We start from the raw sequence: 19396 nt of genomic DNA on the forward strand, positions 1-19396 counted from the left end.
TTTCTTCCTTTGTTTTTATCTTTTCCTTCTAAAAACTGATTGATAGATTTTTCTATATCCATAAATTTAGTTAAAAATCACAATAATATAAATTTAATGTTTAAATAATCTTTTTGTGAGTTTAATTTGAAATAGGAAGTGTGAAATGATTTAATTATGGTTGATTTTTGGAATTGATTTGAAGAAAATTAATTATACCTATATTTTTCAATATAATTGGTTTAATCATTGTTCTAAGGAAATATTTGTTTTATGACTTAATTGGGGCATTGTTATAATCTAGATTAATTATAGAATAAAAAATTATTTTAGGCCAACATAAATTAGTATTTCCTCAGTTTTTTCACCTAATATTTCTTTGGATTTAGAATAACTCTCATTTAAAACTTCTTTAAGTTCTTCATCCCCTTGCCATGCATCTTCAAGGATATCCCAACCTAAGGAATTTGCAAGATCGTTTATGACATAACCACAAAGATATATATCGTCTACATATCCCTGTGGGCCGTAAATTTGCTCGGGAATAACATCAAAAGGGGCAACAAAATATGCAATTGCTGCACAAATCTTTAATCGTGCATCTGGTTCAATATTTTCTTCATTGAGAATATCAGTTAATAGTTTGTACATTTCAGGCCCATAATCAATGAATCTGTCATATTTTCCTCTATATGAGTCTAAATTTTCTCTTAGTATATCGTAATAATCTTTAAATTGTCCATCCATTTAATCACCCGCAACAAAACTTAAAGAAGCATTGGGAACATAATCCTGATTTTAAGGGTTCAAAATGTTCCATTTCAATTTTTTGACATATATCATCTATTTCATTACTAATATTGGTATAATCTACTCCATTGGGTTCAAAATATGTTTTTTTATTTTCCTCAAATTGGTAAGCACATAACTTTTCAATATCATATTTACCTTTCAGACCATATTCATAGACCTTAAGCTGCATTTCAACGAATGTTTCAGTTATACCTGCGGTTCCACGGGCTTTAAAGTCAAAAAGTTCAGTTTCATCATTATGATTTTTAAAGATAAGATCAGTTCTACCAACGATCAACATACCATTCGCAAATAATGAAAATGGCTCTTCGGTAGAAAGAACTTCTTTAATGTAGTCCTTCATGATTTCATAATATTTTAAAAGCTTCATTTTTAATTCTTGTTTTCTTTTGGCATCTATTTCATCATCATTGTGTATTTTAATCCAGTTTTCTTCTACAACTTTATCAATCTCATGTTTAGTAATAATTTCTTTATTTTTCATAGACATATGGATTCTATTTAAACAATTATGGACTATTGTACCGTAATTTTGTTGATAGGTTGAAATAAACTCAAATAAATAAAAATAAGCTAATTTATATATTAAAGGACAGTTTTTATAAGCATTAATTGATGAATAACTGATCCTTGTAGGATTTTTTGAAGGTTCTCGTTCTTCACATTTTTCGATGAGTGCATCAATGTCTGAAAATTTTTCTATGCCAATATCTTCACTTATAAATGGTGATAATCCTATTTTGCCAGCATTAGTATTTTCTAATGTGGATATGATCAAATTATCTTGTGCCCTGGATAATGCAACATAGAATATTCTTCTTTCCTCATCAGTAAACTTTTCATTACCATAAATAAGCATTTTTTTAGGGATAGGAACTAATTGACGTTCTTTTCTTGCTCTCATGGGGAATTTGCTTTTGACTACAGAACAAACAATAACTACTGGAAATTCTAATCCCTTAGCTTGATGAACAGTCATTAACTTAATTGCATGTGGATCCTCTAATATTTCTGCATTATAATGCATATTTCTAGGTAAATCATGTAAAAATTTTAGGAAATCTTCTACATTGGGCTTGTTGGTTAAATTTTCGTATATTTTAATTATAGAACTTAATTTGGCCAAATTAAAAAGTTTCTCATCACTTATGCTGTTTCCATCATCAATTAGTCTTTTTAAATAACCTGATATTCTGATTATATCATAAAACAGTTCTGATAAAGATTTTTTGCTCCAGGGTAATTCTTTTTTGAGTTTATTCAGCTGTAATATCTTAGAAATATCTTCCTCGTTTTGAATTCCTATTTCTTTTAATTCAGAAGGTTTATTAAGTCTACCTAGACTAAAATCTTTCTCAAGGTTTTGAAGAATATCTTTGGTAAATGGATGCAAATCTAAAAATTCATTTTCAAATGTCGAAATGTTCCACCAGTCTCTCCATTTACTCCTAAATTTTTTTTCATATTCTGGTGGATCAACATATGCTAATAAGTAAAGTATTGTCCGGATTTCTTCTCTTTTAAGAAATGATCCGTCTCCTCTAACTTCAAAAGGTATGTTATTATGTTCTAATTCAGTAATTATCTTTCTTGCATGGAATTTAACACTTCTAAATAATAAGGTTACATATCCATAGTGGGGGATAATTCCTCTTTTTTTCATTAATTTTATAAGATTTACAACCTTTTTAGCTTCATCCTGTTCATCTTCACTTTTCAATAGAACAATTTTATTTCCATCATCTCTTTTTGGTAAAATTTTTTTATCAAAATACCTATAATCATGTATAAAGTCTTCAGATACGCCAATAATATTGGCTGTTGATCTAAAGTTCTCTTTAAGTGTGATTATTTTAGTATCTTTGTATTTTTTAGGAAATCTCAGGAAATTATCGATATTTGCTCCTCTAAAGGAATATATGCTCTGATCATCATCTCCAACTACACATATATTACATTGAGGATGTGCAATTAATTCAAAAATTTTGTCTTGTATGGGATTTGTATCTTGATATTCATCAACTAAAATAAACTGATATTTTTCCCTTAAATCACTAAGAACTTCAGAATTATTTTCTAAAAGTTCTAATGTATATTTTTGAAGCCCAGGATAGTCAATTTTGTTGTATTTTTCTAGTAATTTGAGGTATCCATTATAAGATTCACAAACTTTTGGAAATCTCTTTACATTAGGATGTGTTTTTTTGATTTCAGATACTAATTCTTCTGGATCAATCCTATTTTCACTACATTTATTATAAAAATCAATATAGTCAGGTATGCGGCTGTTATTTATCCCTATTTCTTCATAATTACTTCTTAAGAATATTAATTGTTTGTGAGTATCAAGGATATCAAAAGATGGGCCAATATTATGGTAATTGGAGTATTCTTCTAATATGTGTCTGCAAAAAGAATGGATAGTTGAAATTTGGATATTTTCAGATTTAGATCCAATTTCTTTACTTATTCTTGCCCTTAATTCCTCAGCAGCTTTTATTGTAAATGTAGTTAGTAGAATGTTCTCTGGATTTACATTTCTATTATTTATAAGTGAGAGTACTCTCTCTACAAGTATTCTTGTCTTACCTGCACCGGGTCCTGCTACAATTAATAATGGTCCTTCAAAATGGTTAATGGCCTCTTTTTGGGCATTTGTAAGTGATGATGGAGTCATCTTAAGTTTTGGAAGACTTCTGAATTTTTAGGATCTTATGAATTATTTTTAACGGATTTATTAATTATAATACCTTAATTATGAATGAATTATAACTTGATTATAATATATTCTATAAATAAACTTATTAATTTATAAAATATGGGATTATATTACTATTTAATTGTATCTAAGTTATAATATTAGTTGAATATATAACTGTTTATTTATATTTTATTAAAATATTGTAATTTGGTTTAAGGGCATATTGAGGGGATTAAATGTCATTATTAGATTACGAAAATGAGGATATAGAAGCATTAGTTAAACAATTAGTAAACGATTTAAAAAGTCCAAATACTCAAATTAGGCAAAATGCGGCATTAAAATTCAGCGATGAATCCAAAGCTTCAGGTTTTGATATGGGTGGCAAGCCGTTATATCAAGATCGAATTGATAAATTCAATGAATTAACTCGCAAAATAGCAATGGATCCCATTATTAGAGGATTAAATGATGAAGAAAGATTAGTTAGAATTCCTTTAATGTGGTGTCTTGGTCATTTAAATGATGCAAGAGGTGTTGAACCACTTATAGATGCTTTGGATGATAAAGATTCAGGTGCTAGAGGAGCAAGTGCATATAATTTAGTATATCTTAAAAACCATTCTTTTTTACCTCTAATTAATGTTTTAAATAGTAAAAATAAGAATATTAGAAGAGGAGCAGTATTTGCACTGGGGGATATGGGCAAGCAAGAAGCCTTAGATCCACTAATTAATGCTCTTAAAGATCTTGATTGGAATGTTAGATTTAAAGCAATAGAAGGACTTGGTAAAATTGGTAATGAAGAAGCATTAGAACCCATTTCGGAATGCTTAGAAGATAAGAGTGCAAATGTACGAAGAAAAGCAATAGAAGTCATTGGTCTCCTAGGTGCAGGTGAAAAACTTCCTACTAGAGAAGAGATGAGTAAACTAGCTGAAAACCAAAGGTTAGAAATTAGAATAAATATGAACGGATAATATGAATCTAATAGTTTTAAAATCTCTGCTGAAATCTTTAAATGATGAAAATCCTAGAGTTAGAGCTAAAGCAGCTGAATCTTTAGGTAAAATTAAAGATGAAAGCACAGCAACTGAATTGAATAAGCTACTAAAAGATGAAGATCCTCAAGTTAGGACAAATGCTAAAGATGCTCTTTTAAGCATGGGAATGATCAGTCAAGAAAATAAAGTACCTGAATGGAATCAATATTTTCCCAGTTTAGAACATGCCAGTAAAGAACAAAATGAATTTTATAATAATTGGTTATTTGAGTTAGAAAAAAGTAATCATATTGATCTTGAAGGTAATTTAAGTTATATTTTTGTTTATTTGTATTCTGTTTTAGAACAGTTCTTAAAAGATAATGATATTAACCATTTAGAGACATGTTTTAATAGAATTAGTGAAGGATATGGTCATATTAAAAAAATAAAAGAATATCTCATTATTTGGAAGTCAGATGCTTATATGTATATTGGTGATTATGATAACGCATTGAATACTAGAAAAGAAATGGGATTTTACATGATTGATATAATAAAATATGCCACTATTTTGTCTTATCGTGAAAATAATTATATCAATGGCCATGATCTATTCTGTATGTTAGGAAATCAAGGTTTAACAAAGTTTGGTCTAAAATATCAAGAGGAAATTGAAAAAATTGCTAATATTTTTTTAGATGATTTTTTCCATGAACATGGTAAAACATTAGTTGCTTATTTCTTAGAAGATTTTAACCTTCAAGGCTTAACCGAGGCAAATTTGAATAAGTTAAAAATATTCTATCCCAAACTGGACGAATATGAACAAATGAGAAACAATTATATTAGAAGAAAATCTATTAATACACCTGATTTTGTCAGATCTACTTATTTTAGAGGTTACCCTTCTAACATGGATGAATACATGATAATAAAAAGAGAAGATCTTTTTGTTCCTGAGATTATTCTTAAAGCTTTGCGATATGAAGTTATACACATATTAAGAGAAGCCGAAAACACATATAGAGAAGAAAAAGATCTTCCGAAGGTTGGTGAAGGGTGGATAAGCGAAACCGAATTATTTTATAAAATTAAAGAAGTATTCCCTAATGATAATATTGTTCATCATGGAAGGCCTTCATGGTTAGGAAGACAACATCTTGATATTTATTTTCAGGAAAAAAATATTGGAATTGAATATCAAGGAGAGCAACATCAAGAACCACATGAATATTTCGGTGGAGAAAAGGCATTTAAACTGCAGAAAAAACGCGATGAGCGAAAGTTACAAAAATGTAAAGAGAATGGTTGTAGTTTAATTTATGTTTATCCTGATTATGACTTTGAAGACATCGAAAAAGAAATTAAAGAAATTTTAAATTAATAAAATTTATTGGAGTTAATTATCTAATTTTAATTCCTCTAAATTATTCTAAGTATTTTATTATATCCTCTTTTAAATCCGATCTTTTAATTTGAAGTAATGACTGTTCTTTTAATATGTTAGCGAACTCTTCAGTCAACGCGTTCAGAACTTTTTCCCATAATAAATAGTAATCATGGTTTAAACTAAATGTTTTAATTCCAGTAGTACCATTTACTCCTTGTTTAAGTAGATGGGGATTTAAAATTGAAATTACTTCTTCTATGATTTGCTGCAAGAATACTTCGTCTAATTTAATATAACAAGCATCTGTATGATGCTGGCAGATTTCAGTCATTCTACTTCTAAGAACACTGCGTGCTGTGGTGCATAATTCTGCAATATGTTCCTCTGATACTTTAAATAATTCATCAACATCTTCTTTTGTTATTATGTCCTTTTTAAAGAGGGTTTCTGAATTATAATGTGTTAAAATAGGATTTTCACGATAACATTCTACTAAATATAACAATGTGGAAACAGGTAAAAATGAAAGCTTTATTCCACCTGTAATTTGTGTAAATTGGGGAACAAACTGAGTTATTTCTTCAGGAAAATCAGGTGCAACGATGACCATATACTTCACGTAATCTTTATAGACTCCCATTAATTGTTCTTTGCACATATCCGTGCAGTAACTTTTTAATGTAATCATAGGATTTGAATTATTTCTAAAATTATAGGTTCCTAAACTGGCAGGTTTACAATCTACAACCGCAATGTATGGTTTAGGTGCATATGTTCCAAGAACTAAAAGATCCCAACCTTCATTACGTCTGTTTAAGATGGTTTCATATTCTAACAACTGGAAAGAGTCATCGATCATTGTTTTAAAAACCTTTTCGGGAGTTTCATGATATTTTTCCCTTGCGAGAACGCTATTTTTACAGGAAATTTCCATTAAATCTTCTTTAAGACTTTTTAAAGTGTTTTCGATGTTCCTATCTTCAGAAATTATTGCTCCATCTTCTTTTTTCCTTTTTTCCAGTATTTCATTTAAAGCATCCATAGATTTACCTGAAATATGATTAGGTATTGTTACAGATGGATCTAACTTTCCTTGAAGGATCAATTCTGCGATAACTGCGGGATAATGTTTACAAAAAGGAGATTGTCCCTGTTTTACTCGATAAATATAATCTTTACACTTTCCGTCACAGAGGTAAGAAAATTCTGGGGTTCCCAGGTTGTATATCTTCAATTTTAAACTGTCAACACTGGCAATGATTAATTCTGGATCATTTGATTCTATTTTAACAGCTTTTCTAAGGATGAAATCTCCAGAGTCCTTAACTTTAGTGGCCATTTTATCCTCTTGTAATTTGTTAACAAGATTTTCAATCTGTTTTATAGATAGATTGGTGTTTTCAGCCACGAATTTCGCCAGTTCGTTTCTTTTATACTGAGAATACCCTTTTAAGCCATTGTTTTTGCATACTTCTTTAAGTTCTTTCATTGTAAGTGTTTTCAGTAGTTCTTGCTTTTTTGAAGACATATTTCATAGTATTAGAAATAGTTACATAAAAGTTTAATACTTTTAATTTAAACAGATGAAAAGAAGATTAACTAATGAATAGAAGCTTAACAGAATGCAACTTATCTAAAATGGCCTCTAACAGATTTTATAGTTATAAAGAATATTCAACAAAAAAAACATCTAAATTTAATGTTAATTTTAATAAATTCAGTTTTGTTTTTAATGGCTTTATATTGTAATCAAATTAATAATATATTTCTAAAAATGTATTAATCATTGTTAATTATCTAATTTATTTTATAAAGTTTTTTATTATAGTTAAATGGTAAATAATATTATTTAAAAAGATGATTCATATTATTAATGGATATTTAATACTGGAAACTAGAGATCACGATCAATAATAGTACTTTACTTTATTTATGTATTAAATTTTGATCTCAAACTGAAAGGGGATAGTGCATAGCGTGAAACCACCTAAAATGCTCGATAACAAAAAAAATGGAACAGTATGCGAAGAATTAAATGAAAATCTTGGAAAAGGATCTAAACTTTCCATAATATCAGCTTATTTTACAATGTATGCATATTATGAGCTACGTAAAGAACTTAACAAAATTGATGGGATGCGTTTTATCTTTACAAAGCCTAGTTTTCTAAAAAATGATAATGAGCAAGTTAGGGAATATTACATAGATAAAAATAATGAAAGAGATATTTTTGGGAATGAATTTGAGTTAAAACTTCGAAATGAAATGAAACAAGGTCATATTGCAAAGGAATGTGCGGAATGGCTTAAAAATAAAGCGGAAATCAAATCATTTAAAAATGCTAATACGGCTCAGTTACGTATGATTTATATTGATAACCCTGATGAGCATGTTTCAATTAATGGAAGTGTTGATTTTACTACTGATGGTTTAGGAATTACACAATCTAATCGTACGGATATGAATTCATGTTTTTATGGAAAAGAGGCTACTTTATTTTATTTAAATAACTTCAATGAACTATGGGAAGACGACGATGCACTTGAAGACGTTAAAGATAAAGTTTTAGAACAAATGCAAGTGATGTATAAAGAAAATCCTGCCGAATTTATCTATTTTGTGACTATGTATAATATATTTTACGAATATCTCGATGAATTGACTGAAGATAATATTGTTAAAACTCGTACCGGTTTTAAAGATACCAAAATATGGAATAAACTCTATAAATTCCAGAAAGACGCTGCTATTGGTGTAATAGATAAAATGGAAAAGCATAATGGTTGTATACTTGCAGATAGTGTAGGTTTAGGTAAGACCTTTACAGCGCTTGCAGTTATCAAATATTATGAGCTTAGGAATGATAGAGTACTTGTCTTAGTTCCTAAAAAGCTACGAGAAAATTGGACAATTTACACTCAAAATGATAAAAGAAATCTATTTATTGAGGATAGATTTAATTATGATGTTTTAAATCACACTGATTTAAGCAGAGCCGGCGGTCAATCTGGTGAAATTAACCTTAAAACCATTAACTGGTCTAATTATGACCTAATCGTTATAGATGAATCGCATAACTTCCGTAACAACCCTGCTGTAAAAGATAGAACCACTCGTTATGAAAGATTGATGAATGAAGTAATTAAAGCGGGAGTTAAAACTAAAATAATGATGCTGTCTGCAACACCTGTTAATAATCGTATGGCAGATATAAAGAATCAAATAGCATTTATTACTGAAGATGATGATAATGCGTTCTTAGATGTTGGATTAAGTAGTATTGAGATAATTCTTCGAAAGGCGCAAATGGTTTTCAATCAGTGGTCTAAACTTCCAGATGAGGAACGAACTGGTGAAGTATTTGTTGACATGATGGATCTTGACTATTTCAAGCTACTTGATACAGTTACAATTGCCCGTTCGAGAAAACATATTGAGAAATACTATAATCTTGATGAAATAGGAAGATTTCCTATTCGTAAGACTCCAATCAATCAATATTCTGAAATTGATGTTGAAAATGAATTTCTTCCCATTAAAGAAGTAAATAAGGCCATTAAAAGACTTAATTTGGGAATTTATTCTCCATTACTGTATATATTACCTGATAAAAGGGATTCTTACAGTGAGAAATATGATGTCGCTGTTGGAGAGGGGCATAGTGTATTTAAACAGGTTGATCGTGAAAGACAAATTGTAGTATTAATGCGAATTAACATGTTAAAACGTATGGAAAGTTCTATTCATTCATTTAAGCTAACAATTGCTACTCTTCTTGAAAAAATTGACAGTGTATTAGATCGGATAGAAAATAATGGCATAAATTATGATCATGACATTGATATTTCTTTAATTGATCCTGATGGAGATGAATTTGATGATATGATGTTTGGTAGAAAGAAGAAGGTTCTTCTCCAGGATATGGATTTAATCAAATGGAAACAAGATTTAAAGTCAGATAAAGAAAAACTAGAAATAATTCTTGATGAAGCTGAGCAAATTACTCCTGAACGTGATTCTAAGCTTCAAGACTTGAAAGAAAGGATTGAATACAAGATTAAACATCCTATTAATGATAATAACAAAAAAATAGTAATATTCACGGCTTTTGCAGATACTGCTAACTATTTATATGAAAATATAACTGATTGGGCTATGGAAAAATATAAATTACATTCTGCTTTAGTTACAGGTTCTGGTCCTAATAAAACTACATTAAATGGAATAGGGTCCACAGATTTAAATAATATCCTCACAAACTTCTCTCCAATCTCAAAGGAACGTGCTAAAATCGACAGCACAATGGATGAAGAAATTGATATTTTAATTGGAACCGATTGTATTTCTGAAGGTCAAAACTTACAAGATTGTGATTATTTAATTAATTATGACATTCATTGGAATCCTGTGCGTATTATTCAGCGTTTTGGACGTATAGATCGTATAGGTTCTAAAAACGAGGAAATACAACTGGTTAATTTCTGGCCTAATCTTGAATTAGATGAATATATTAATCTTAAAGGTCGTGTAGAAAGTCGTATGGTTATGGTTGATGTATCTGCTACTGGTGAAGAAAATATAATTGAAAATGGCGATAGAAAGAAGATGAATGATCTTGAATACCGTAAAAAACAACTAGAACGTTTACAAGAGGAAGTAGTTGATTTGGAAGATATATCTGGCGGTATTTCCATCACTGATTTAACCTTCAATGATTTTAAAATAGAGCTTATGGAATATATGAAGGATAATCGTAAGCAACTAGAAGAAGCTCCTAATGGAATGTATTCTATTGTAAAAATAGATGATGAACTCAGAGATACTGTTAAACCTGGAGTTATTTTTACTTTAAAGCATATTAAAGGTTTTAAACAAACCAAAGAACAAAATGCTCTTTTCCCTCATTATATGGTTTATGTTAAAGAAGATGGCTCTGTAGAACTTAATTATCTTCATGCCAAAAAAATACTTGATTATTATAAGAAACTTTGCTCGGGTAAGAGAGAAGTATTCGAAGAACTTGTAAAAGACTTTGATAAGGAAACAAATGATGGTCGAGATATGAGTGAGTTTTCAAGTTTACTTGAAACATCCATTGAAAATATCCTTGGCAAAAAAGAGGAAGAGGGAGTTGCAAGTCTTTTTAGTAAAGGAGGCACTTCTCACGTTAAAAATAATTTTACGGGACTAGAAGAATTTGAATTAGTTACATTTTTAATTTTAAAGTAATTGGACTTATTTAAAGCTATATGGTGAAATTATGTTTAATATTTATGAGTATATGAATATTCCTGCAAAATGTGAGTTAGGAAGCACCATATTTAAGAAGAATTTCTATGAGAATGCTAAGTTAAATAAATCGGATAAAGAGCTTTTTATTAGACATGTTGATAAAATTAAATGGGATTACTGCTTGAAGCCTACAAATATCAGCATTAAAACATTTAAAGATGATATTAGAGAATATAGTGAAATTGAATTCATAACGGTTAAAATTAAAATTCCTAATAAAACCAAACGCTTAGCTGAAATAATAATGCGTTCTATTCCTTATCCAATGATCATTGTTTTTGAAAATGAGAATAAAATACAGATATTTACAGCTCATCAAAGGATAAATCTTGCAGATAATAACAAAAACACTATTGAAGAGTTTATTTCCACGGAATGGATAGATCTTGATAATTTGGATGACCCAGATAAAAAACTTTTTGAAAGCCTTAGTATAAAAAATTTGAGCTTTACTAATTTTTATATATTTTATAAAGATATAATTGATAATATAGTTCGATACAATGCTTCAAAGCTTACTGGAAAAGATATAGAACAAAATGTTGATAAAATAAAGAAAATTTATGATGATATAAAGCTTATTGATGCAGAAATTGAACTTATAAAAGGCAAAATCAAAAAAGAAACTCAATTTAATCGACAAATGGAAATGAATATGCAGATTAAAGAATTGGAAGAGAAAAAAGAACAAATGCTTAATGAATTGGATTAATGTGATCGGGGGATTAATAGTGCAAGAAAATAATTCAAATGGGGAAACTATGGATTTAACACGCGAAAAAATGCAAGAAACTAAACTTAATGGGGAAAGTCTAGATATTGTAGCTGAAAATGTGTCTAAACTTAAAGAATTATTTCCAGAAATAATTACAGAAGATAAAATTGATTTTGATAAATTAAAAGAGGTTTTAGGGGAATATGCAGAAGAGGATAGAGAACGTTATAATTTTACATGGAAAGGTAAATTAGCTGCTTTACGCATCGCTCAAACGCCTTCAACAGGAACATTACGTCCATGCAAAGAGGAAAGTAAGAACTGGGGCACGACTCAAAACTTATATCTTGAAGGAGATAATCTAGAAGTGTTAAAACTTCTTCAAAAGTCTTATTATGGCAAAATAAAAATGATTTATATAGATCCTCCTTATAATACCGGAAAGGACTTTGTTTATAGAGATAATTATAAAGATAACTTGCAAAATTACCTTGAAATGACTGAACAGATTGACAAGGAAGGCATGAAACTTTCTACTAATACAGATATTGGTGGGAGATATCATACAAACTGGCTTAATATGATCTATCCACGTTTAAGACTTGCAAGGAATTTATTAACAGAAGATGGCGTAATTTTCATTAGTATTGATGATAATGAATTAGAAAATCTCAAAAAGATTTGTGATGAGATTTTTGGTGAGGAAAATTTTGTATCTACTATATGTGTCAATAGAACTAGTGAAATAGCTTCAAATTATACAGTATCAAAACATGAATACATAATAGTATATTCTAAAAGTATAAATCATCTGGATATATTTAACAAGACAAAAATTACTATTTCTAGGGGAACTGTAGGAAATAAAAATCAAACTATGCCCGAAATAACTTTTCCTGCAGGATTAAAATGTTATGGGATGGATGACGGAGTTTATGAAGCAACACGCAAAATAGATGGTAGTTTAGAAAATATAGAAAATTTAGATCCTATTATTATTGAAAATGGGGCTCTTAAAGAAGATGTTAGGTTGATTGCAAGGTGGAGAAGTTCAAATGATATGAGAAACTTTTTTGCTAATGATTGTAAACCTACAAAAGCAAAGATTACTGGAGAAATTGTTGAAATATACTTTGAAAATGATAGATTTAATCCTCAAATTAAAAAAAGAACTTATGAAAAAATTCCTTCAATATTTTTTGAAAACACTAGAGGAAGTAAGGATTTAGATGAATTAAATATCAATTTCTTTGATTTTCCTAAATCTACAAAATTATTAAATTATATAGTTAACTTTTCGAAAAAAAATGATATTATTCTTGACTTTTTTTGTGGTTCTGCAACGACAGCCCATTCTGTAATTCAAGTTAATGCTGAAGATAAAGGTGCACGTAAATTTATCATGGTTCAATTACCTGAATCAATACCTAAAGAAAGTGAGGCATATAATATAGGCTATAAAAACATATGTGAAATGAGTAAGGAGCGTATTCGTAGAGCTGGAGATAAAATATTAAATAAATCTAAGGAAGAACAAAAAACTTTTGATAATGATAGTACTTCAAACTTAGATATTGGTTTTAAAGTATTCAAACTTGATAGTTCTAACCTTGCAAAATGGAATCCTGATTATGATAATCTTGAGCAAAAATTATTAGATAGTGTTGAAAATATTATTCCTGGCCGTTGTGAATTTGATTTAATCTATGAAATTATGTTAAAATATGGAGTCGATTTAACTCTCCCAATTATAGAATATAATCTTCAAAATAATATTATTTATTCTATAGGTCTTGGGGCTCTTGTTATTTGTCTTGAAAATGATATTAAGGCTAATATTGCTACTGAAATTATCAAATTGAAAAATGAGCTTTCACCGGAAATAATGCGGGTCGTTTTCAAAGATAATGGATTTGCAAACGATAGTGATAAAACTAACATTAAAGAAACCCTTATGGTTCATGGAATTGAAGAATTTGTAACAATATAGGATGTTTTAAAATGAAGCTTAAATTTAATCCTAATTTAGAATATCAGGATGATGCCATTTCAGCCGTAGTAAATTTATTTGAAGGTCAGAATTCCATACAATCTTTTTTTACAGTTCCTGGCGCTCAAGTAAGTTTATTGGATTCTGGGCAAGGTATTGGAAACAGACTGGAAATCAGTGAAGAAGATATTCTAGAAAACCTTAAAAAGATCCAGTTAGAGAATTATTTAGTTCCTAGTGAAATTTTAAGCTCAAATAATCTTATTTTTGATATTGAAATGGAAACAGGGACTGGTAAAACGTATGTTTATTTAAAAACCATATTTGAACTCAATAAAAAATATGGTTTTACTAAGTTTATCATTGTTGTTCCTAGTATAGCAATTAAGGAAGGTGTTTATAAAGCTCTTCAAATGACTAAAGACCATTTTAAGGGGTTATATAATAATGTTATTTACGATTATTTTATTTATGACAGCCAAAAGCTCGAACAGGTTAGAAACTTTGCAGTTAGCAGCAATATACAGATAATGATTATCAATATTGATGCATTCCGCCGAAGCTTTACCGATCCAACAAAAGAAACCAAAGCTAATATTATACACAGAGAAAATGATAAATTAAGTGGTATGAAACCTATTGAACTTATACAGGAAACTAATCCTATTGTTATTATTGACGAACCTCAATCTGTTTCCAGAACTTCAAAAGCGAAAGATGCAATAGCTTCTTTAAATCCGCTTTGTACTTTGCAATATTCAGCTACTCATGCAGAAATTCATAATTTAATTTATAAATTGGATGCAATTGATGCCTTTAAAATGGGTCTTGTGAAACAAATTGAAGTAGATGGAATCGAATCAAATGATGCCCATAATAAAGCATATTTAAAATTAGTATCCGTAGATAATAAAAAATCCCGTATAAGCGCTAGAATTGATATAGATATGTATAAAAATGGTAAAATCAAGCGAGAACCTGTAACTGTCTACCCGGGTGATGATTTATCTTCTAAAAAACTGGGAAACAGGGAAATCTATGAAGGATACGTGATCGGTGAAATATACTGTGAAGAAGGAAATGAGTATGTTGATTTTACTAATAGGGAAGAAGTACTTAGTATAGGAAAACCTGTAGGGGACATTGATGATTTAGTTATAAAAAGACAGCAGATTCGTAAAACTATTGAAGAACATTTAAACAAGGAATTAAAAAGGAACCCATTAGGAATTAAGGTTTTGAGTTTATTTTTCATAGATAAAGTGGCTAATTATAGATACTATGATGAAGATGGTAATCCACAAAAGGGTATTTATGCTGAAATATTTGAAGAAGAATATAAAAAAGTAATCAGTAAACAGAAGTATAGTACTCTACTTAAAGAAATTGACTTAGAAACACCAGTTGAAGATATCCATAATGGTTATTTTTCCCAAGATAAAAAGGGAGTACTTAAAGATACCCGCGGAAATACTTTAGCTGATGATGATACGTATAATCTGATTATGAAAGATAAAGAGGAGCTTTTAAGCTTTAATAGTAAACTTAGATTTATATTTTCTCATTCGGCCCTTCGTGAAGGCTGGGATAATCCCAATGTATTCCAGATTTGTACATTAAATGAAACTAAATCTACTATAAAGAAGCGCCAAGAAATTGGAAGAGGTTTAAGACTTTGTGTTAACCAGGATGGAGAAAGAATCAAAGATAATCAGATTAATACTCTCACGGTAATGGCCAATGAAAGCTATGACGATTTTGCAAAGACTCTGCAAAAAGAAATTGAAGATGATGAGGGAATTAAATTTGGAATAATTCAAAAGCACACTTTTGCCAGTATCAGCTTTAAAAATGAAAATGGCGATTTAGAACACTTGGGAAGTCAGTCTTCTGAGGAAATATTTAATTTCTTTAAAGATAAAGGCTACATTAACTCCAGAGGAAAAGTTCAGGACGCTTTAAAGATAGCTATTAAACAAAATATGATAGAAGTACCGGAAAAATATAATAAATTAAACGCTCAAATAACTGCAGTTGCTCAAAAACTCACTAAAAAACTGGATATTAAAAATCTCAATGATAAAAAGAAAGTTAAACTCAACAAAAAAGTATATCTGAGTGAAGATTTTAAAGAATTTTGGAATAAAATTAAATATAAAACTACATATTCTGTTGATTTTGATAGTGTAGAACTTATTGAAAAATGTTTTAAAGCTATGAATGAATATTTAGATGTTAAATCTCCCAAACTAATTTATACTAAAGCAGGTTTACTTATTAAAAGTAAAGGCGTTGAGTCATATGAAAAACAGCGTAGTGTTGTTCATTCTGAAGAGTTAGAAGTTCTTTTACCAGATATAATTACATTTTTACAGAATGAAACTTATCTTACTCGCCGTACATTAGTAGATATTTTAATTAAAAGTGAAACATTATGGCAATTTAAGAAAAATCCCCAACAATACATGGAAGAAGTTTTGAAGATTATTTCTTCTCAAATGAATCATATGATTGTCGATGGCATCAAATATACTAAGATTGGAGATAAGGAGTATTATGCGCAGGAACTTTTCAAAAATAATGAGTTATTTGGATATTTATCTAAAAATATGCTTGAAAGTAAACGTTCAGTCTATGATCATGTAATCTATGATTCTGATAATGAAAAAAGTTTTGCAGAAAGATTTGAACGGGATGAAAATGTCATTTTGTATGCAAAACTTCCAGGATGGTTTAAAATACCTACTCCTTTAGGAAATTATAATCCTGATTGGGCGGTTTTAATAAACAAAAATGATGAAAAGAAGTTGTACTTTATCCTGGAAACTAAAGGCAATGTTCAGTATGAATCCTTAAGACAAACTGAAGCCGATAAAATAAAATGTGGTAAAAAGCACTTTAAAGCCCTGGGTAATGATGTGGAATTTAAGGCAGTTGATAACTATAATTCGTTCATTGAAAATGTCTAATTTACAGGAATCTATCAATCTCAATAATTAGATTTATTATAAAGTAAAAATAGATTCATAATTAATTAAGAAATTAATTAACAAAGGGTGAAAGAAATGGGAAAAATTAAAGGAGTTTCACATCCAATACCTACAGAATATGCAGAAAGAATATATAATGAGGATAAAACTGTTTTTGTGAGTAAATCACACCTGGGAAAAGCTTCTGAAGGAGATAAGTTCATAATATATGAGTCCTATGGGGCTAAAGCTTACACAGGCTGGGCTGATGTAAAATCCATAAGTAAACAAAAAACGAGTGATATTACTAGAAAATATGGGAAAAAGTTGATGATAACTAAAAGGGAACTTCAAGAGTATGCTAAAGGTAAATCTGAGATGAACGTGATTGAGTTTGAAAATTTTGAAAAATTCAAAAATCCAGTAAAACCTTCAAGATTTGTTGCTTTAAGAGGTAAATACATATATGAAAATGAATTTGGCATGATAAATAAACATAAAGGGTAAATATTAAATTTATAAAAGAGCATAAATTTATAATGGTTTTTGAATAATGTGAACCCTTAAATCATCATAAACGTAATATTAACTCTTTAAATTTATTTAATTTAATTTCCGCAAGTTCAATGTCTTTAACTCCGGTAATAATTATTTTACCACTAGAAAATAAAGTATAATTAATTCCACATTCTTCTTTATAAAACAAGCCGGGAAATTGTTCAGGTTCATATGAAACTTTAGTACTATTTAAAGATACTAAAATGTCTTCAAGAGAACTTTTAAGTTTAATACTATCCTTCAAAACAATGTTGCTAATTTTCAAATCAGCGAAACTGTTTTCTATATTATTTTCTTTTAAAATATCCAATACTTTTTTCTTAACTTTGTTTAGTTCCTTAAAATTCTTTAAACCGGTTATTAAAAATTTTCCCGATTTATAAAACGCTATATAACGGTTTTCAGGCGTTATTCTCATTTTTAGCCACGTTTTTGAAGAATTAAACTCAGTATTGTCTAATTTATTAAATAGTAATTCTAAACTAAATGGTTTTTTCATTTCTGCAACTGCAATTATATTTACGATCTCCAAGGAATCACATCTTAAAAATTATATATTTATTTAATGAATTTAATATTATTATATATGTATAATTAGGTCGTGTTTATATGATGAAAACAAAAAAATGCCTTAATGAATGGAACGCAACTATAGAAGCATTAGGACATGGAAAACAAACTATTTTAATAAGAAAATATGGAACTGCTCTTAATGAATTTCTTTTGTACCCAACTGTTAGCTATGCTGCAAAAAACAACTATTTAAATAGTTTTAAAAAGGAATATCAATCGTTTGTAGAAGAAAATGCCCTCCCAAAAAAAGAGAGCAATAAATTTGAAGTCAAATATTTTGCGAAAGTCGAAGAAGTAATTGAAAAGCCTTCACAGAGAATAGGATATTTTAATAAATATCACATTTGGACAAAAAATCATGTTAAATCATATTTGGGCAGTGGAAAAGCTCATATATGGATTTTGAGAGTTTATAAACTGAAAAATCCAGTAATGGCCGAAAGAAGTAGGGCGCTTATATTTGCTAATTTAAATGAGAATATTTCTCTTAAAGACATTGAGCCGGTTCTTAGTGATGAAGAGTTTTCTAAAATTGTTAAGGAAATATGAAGTAAATAAATTTAAATTTTCACTTTTTAAACCTTGTTATTGATATCTTTTTGTCATTCAATGCCACCTAATGTACTCATTGTAGATCTAATTTCAAATCTATTGTTTAATTCAGGATAAACTACTTCAATTCCCTCATCTTCTAAAATATCGAACTCTTCTTTTATAATCAGTATGCACAGGATAGATCTATTCAGGTGATACTTCAATGATCATATCCAATATTTCCTCACCGTTAGCGTGTCCTAAAGCATGGAAACCTCTTTTTTTCATTGGAACAAAGGTAAACGACTTTTTTAAATGAAGGGTTCATTGAATGATATAACACTTGTTTCTTCTAATGCTTTTAAAATAAGAAAAGACTCTTCAGTAGCGTATATGGGAATGTCTTCTCTGAGATGATGAATATAAGCTGCATGATCCATGTGAGCATGACTTATCAGAACACCGTTAACAGAAGGGCTGATTTCACATTCTAATCCACAATGTTTTAGATAATCTTCTCTATAAATCCCTTTTATTTTAGGCAAAAGACCTAATTGTGCAAAATCAAGGATTCTATTGCATTTTCGGGGCTGAAGGAATTCTGCTAAGTATTTGTTTACTTGTGAAAAGCTCATACCAAAGTCAAAAAAGAAGGAACTTTTATTATCATATACTAATATCTTATTTCAACCTATCTCATCTACACCGCCATAAAAATCAATAGATACCATAATAGTCTGTTAATAATGGTAATAGCATATGTTTTTTATTATTGAAGGAGAAATGAAAGGATTATATGCTTAAAATACTCATTTAAAACATTTTAAAATAAAAAAACTATTATAATTAAGCTATAATCATTTTAATTATAAAAATATTTCTATTTCATGCAGATA

14 protein-coding genes are annotated in these 19396 nt (G+C 29.0%); 8 read left to right on the top strand and 6 right to left on the bottom strand.

Annotated elements, in window-relative coordinates; all coding sequences use genetic code 11:
• Positions 1 to 303: 303 nt before the first annotated feature.
• Both AAGU07_RS16010 and AAGU07_RS16015 read right to left on the bottom strand, forming a co-directional pair.
• Positions 304 to 726 carry a YkvA family protein gene (locus AAGU07_RS16010; protein WP_342460086.1) on the bottom strand — a complete coding sequence of 141 codons (423 nt, stop codon included), beginning with the start codon at positions 724 to 726 and terminating at the stop codon, positions 304 to 306.
• Positions 727 to 730: 4 nt separating this feature from the next.
• Positions 731 to 3469: an ATP-dependent DNA helicase gene (locus AAGU07_RS16015; RefSeq protein ID WP_342460087.1), complete on the bottom strand. Its 2739-nt coding sequence runs from the start codon at positions 3467 to 3469 to the stop codon at positions 731 to 733.
• A gap of 260 nt (positions 3470 to 3729) precedes the next feature.
• Between AAGU07_RS16015 and AAGU07_RS16020 the strand changes: the two genes are divergently transcribed.
• Both AAGU07_RS16020 and AAGU07_RS16025 read left to right on the top strand, forming a co-directional pair.
• Positions 3730 to 4473, top strand: coding sequence for a HEAT repeat domain-containing protein (locus tag AAGU07_RS16020; protein ID WP_342460088.1), 744 nt, complete (start codon positions 3730 to 3732; stop codon positions 4471 to 4473).
• Position 4474: 1 nt separating this feature from the next.
• Positions 4475 to 5863 (top strand): TerB N-terminal domain-containing protein, encoded by a 1389-nt coding sequence (locus AAGU07_RS16025; protein ID WP_342460089.1) that lies wholly within the window; start codon positions 4475 to 4477, stop codon positions 5861 to 5863.
• Between the two features lie 43 nt (positions 5864 to 5906).
• Here AAGU07_RS16025 and AAGU07_RS16030 read toward each other — a convergent pair whose 3' ends face one another.
• Positions 5907 to 7397 carry a Rho termination factor N-terminal domain-containing protein gene (locus AAGU07_RS16030; RefSeq protein WP_342460090.1) on the bottom strand — a complete coding sequence of 497 codons (1491 nt, stop codon included), beginning with the start codon at positions 7395 to 7397 and terminating at the stop codon, positions 5907 to 5909.
• Positions 7398 to 7846: 449 nt separating this feature from the next.
• Between AAGU07_RS16030 and AAGU07_RS16035 the strand changes: the two genes are divergently transcribed.
• The 5 genes from AAGU07_RS16035 to AAGU07_RS16055 all read left to right on the top strand — a co-directional run bounded on the left by AAGU07_RS16035 (position 7847) and on the right by AAGU07_RS16055 (position 17342).
• A complete protein-coding gene (locus tag AAGU07_RS16035) occupies positions 7847 to 11098 on the top strand; it encodes a helicase-related protein (RefSeq protein WP_342460091.1) in 3252 nt (1083 codons plus the stop codon).
• 31 nt (positions 11099 to 11129) lie between these two features.
• Positions 11130 to 11873, top strand: coding sequence for a DUF4391 domain-containing protein (locus AAGU07_RS16040; protein ID WP_342460092.1), 744 nt, complete (start codon positions 11130 to 11132; stop codon positions 11871 to 11873).
• 19 nt (positions 11874 to 11892) lie between these two features.
• Entirely contained in the window at positions 11893 to 13866 is a 1974-nt protein-coding gene (locus tag AAGU07_RS16045) for a site-specific DNA-methyltransferase (protein ID WP_342460093.1), read from the top strand.
• Positions 13867 to 13877: 11 nt separating this feature from the next.
• On the top strand, positions 13878 to 16835 hold the full coding sequence (locus tag AAGU07_RS16050) for a DEAD/DEAH box helicase family protein (protein ID WP_342460094.1): 2958 nt from the start codon (positions 13878 to 13880) through the stop codon (positions 16833 to 16835).
• A 96-nt stretch (positions 16836 to 16931) separates the two neighbouring features.
• Positions 16932 to 17342 (top strand): DUF365 domain-containing protein, encoded by a 411-nt coding sequence (locus AAGU07_RS16055; RefSeq protein WP_342460095.1) that lies wholly within the window; start codon positions 16932 to 16934, stop codon positions 17340 to 17342.
• A gap of 64 nt (positions 17343 to 17406) precedes the next feature.
• Here AAGU07_RS16055 and AAGU07_RS16060 read toward each other — a convergent pair whose 3' ends face one another.
• On the bottom strand, positions 17407 to 17925 hold the full coding sequence (locus AAGU07_RS16060) for a hypothetical protein (protein ID WP_342460096.1): 519 nt from the start codon (positions 17923 to 17925) through the stop codon (positions 17407 to 17409).
• Positions 17926 to 18002: 77 nt separating this feature from the next.
• Here AAGU07_RS16060 and AAGU07_RS16065 point away from each other — a divergent pair, with 77 nt between their 5' ends.
• Positions 18003 to 18515, top strand: a complete 513-nt coding sequence (locus AAGU07_RS16065; RefSeq protein ID WP_342460097.1) for a DUF1802 family protein — start codon at positions 18003 to 18005, stop codon at positions 18513 to 18515.
• A 53-nt stretch (positions 18516 to 18568) separates the two neighbouring features.
• Here AAGU07_RS16065 and AAGU07_RS16070 read toward each other — a convergent pair whose 3' ends face one another.
• Positions 18569 to 18724 (bottom strand): hypothetical protein, encoded by a 156-nt coding sequence (locus AAGU07_RS16070; RefSeq protein WP_342460098.1) that lies wholly within the window; start codon positions 18722 to 18724, stop codon positions 18569 to 18571.
• Between the two features lie 87 nt (positions 18725 to 18811).
• On the bottom strand, positions 18812 to 19135 hold the full coding sequence (locus AAGU07_RS16075) for a hypothetical protein (RefSeq protein WP_342460099.1): 324 nt from the start codon (positions 19133 to 19135) through the stop codon (positions 18812 to 18814).
• Positions 19136 to 19396 lie beyond the last annotated feature (261 nt).

Origin of the sequence: Methanobacterium sp., from assembly GCF_038562635.1 — an archaeon.
In the GTDB taxonomy this organism is placed as follows: Archaea; Methanobacteriota; Methanobacteria; order Methanobacteriales; family Methanobacteriaceae; genus Methanobacterium_D.

What these genes read in the sequence shown, in the direction of transcription:
- AAGU07_RS16015 (WP_342460087.1), bottom strand. Translation starts at nt 3,469, where the DNA reads ATGACTCCATCATCACTTACAAATGCCCAAAAAGAGGCCATTAACCAT.
- AAGU07_RS16075 (WP_342460099.1), bottom strand. Translation starts at nt 19,135, where the DNA reads ATGAGCTTTTCACAAGTAAACAAATACTTAGCAGAATTCCTTCAGCCC.
- AAGU07_RS16030 (WP_342460090.1), bottom strand. Translation starts at nt 7,397, where the DNA reads ATGTCTTCAAAAAAGCAAGAACTACTGAAAACACTTACAATGAAAGAA.
- AAGU07_RS16065 (WP_342460097.1), top strand. Translation starts at nt 18,003, where the DNA reads ATGATGAAAACAAAAAAATGCCTTAATGAATGGAACGCAACTATAGAA.
- AAGU07_RS16025 (WP_342460089.1), top strand. Translation starts at nt 4,475, where the DNA reads ATGAATCTAATAGTTTTAAAATCTCTGCTGAAATCTTTAAATGATGAA.
- AAGU07_RS16050 (WP_342460094.1), top strand. Translation starts at nt 13,878, where the DNA reads ATGAAGCTTAAATTTAATCCTAATTTAGAATATCAGGATGATGCCATT.
- AAGU07_RS16040 (WP_342460092.1), top strand. Translation starts at nt 11,130, where the DNA reads ATGTTTAATATTTATGAGTATATGAATATTCCTGCAAAATGTGAGTTA.
- AAGU07_RS16020 (WP_342460088.1), top strand. Translation starts at nt 3,730, where the DNA reads ATGTCATTATTAGATTACGAAAATGAGGATATAGAAGCATTAGTTAAA.
- AAGU07_RS16010 (WP_342460086.1), bottom strand. Translation starts at nt 726, where the DNA reads ATGGATGGACAATTTAAAGATTATTACGATATACTAAGAGAAAATTTA.
- AAGU07_RS16055 (WP_342460095.1), top strand. Translation starts at nt 16,932, where the DNA reads ATGGGAAAAATTAAAGGAGTTTCACATCCAATACCTACAGAATATGCA.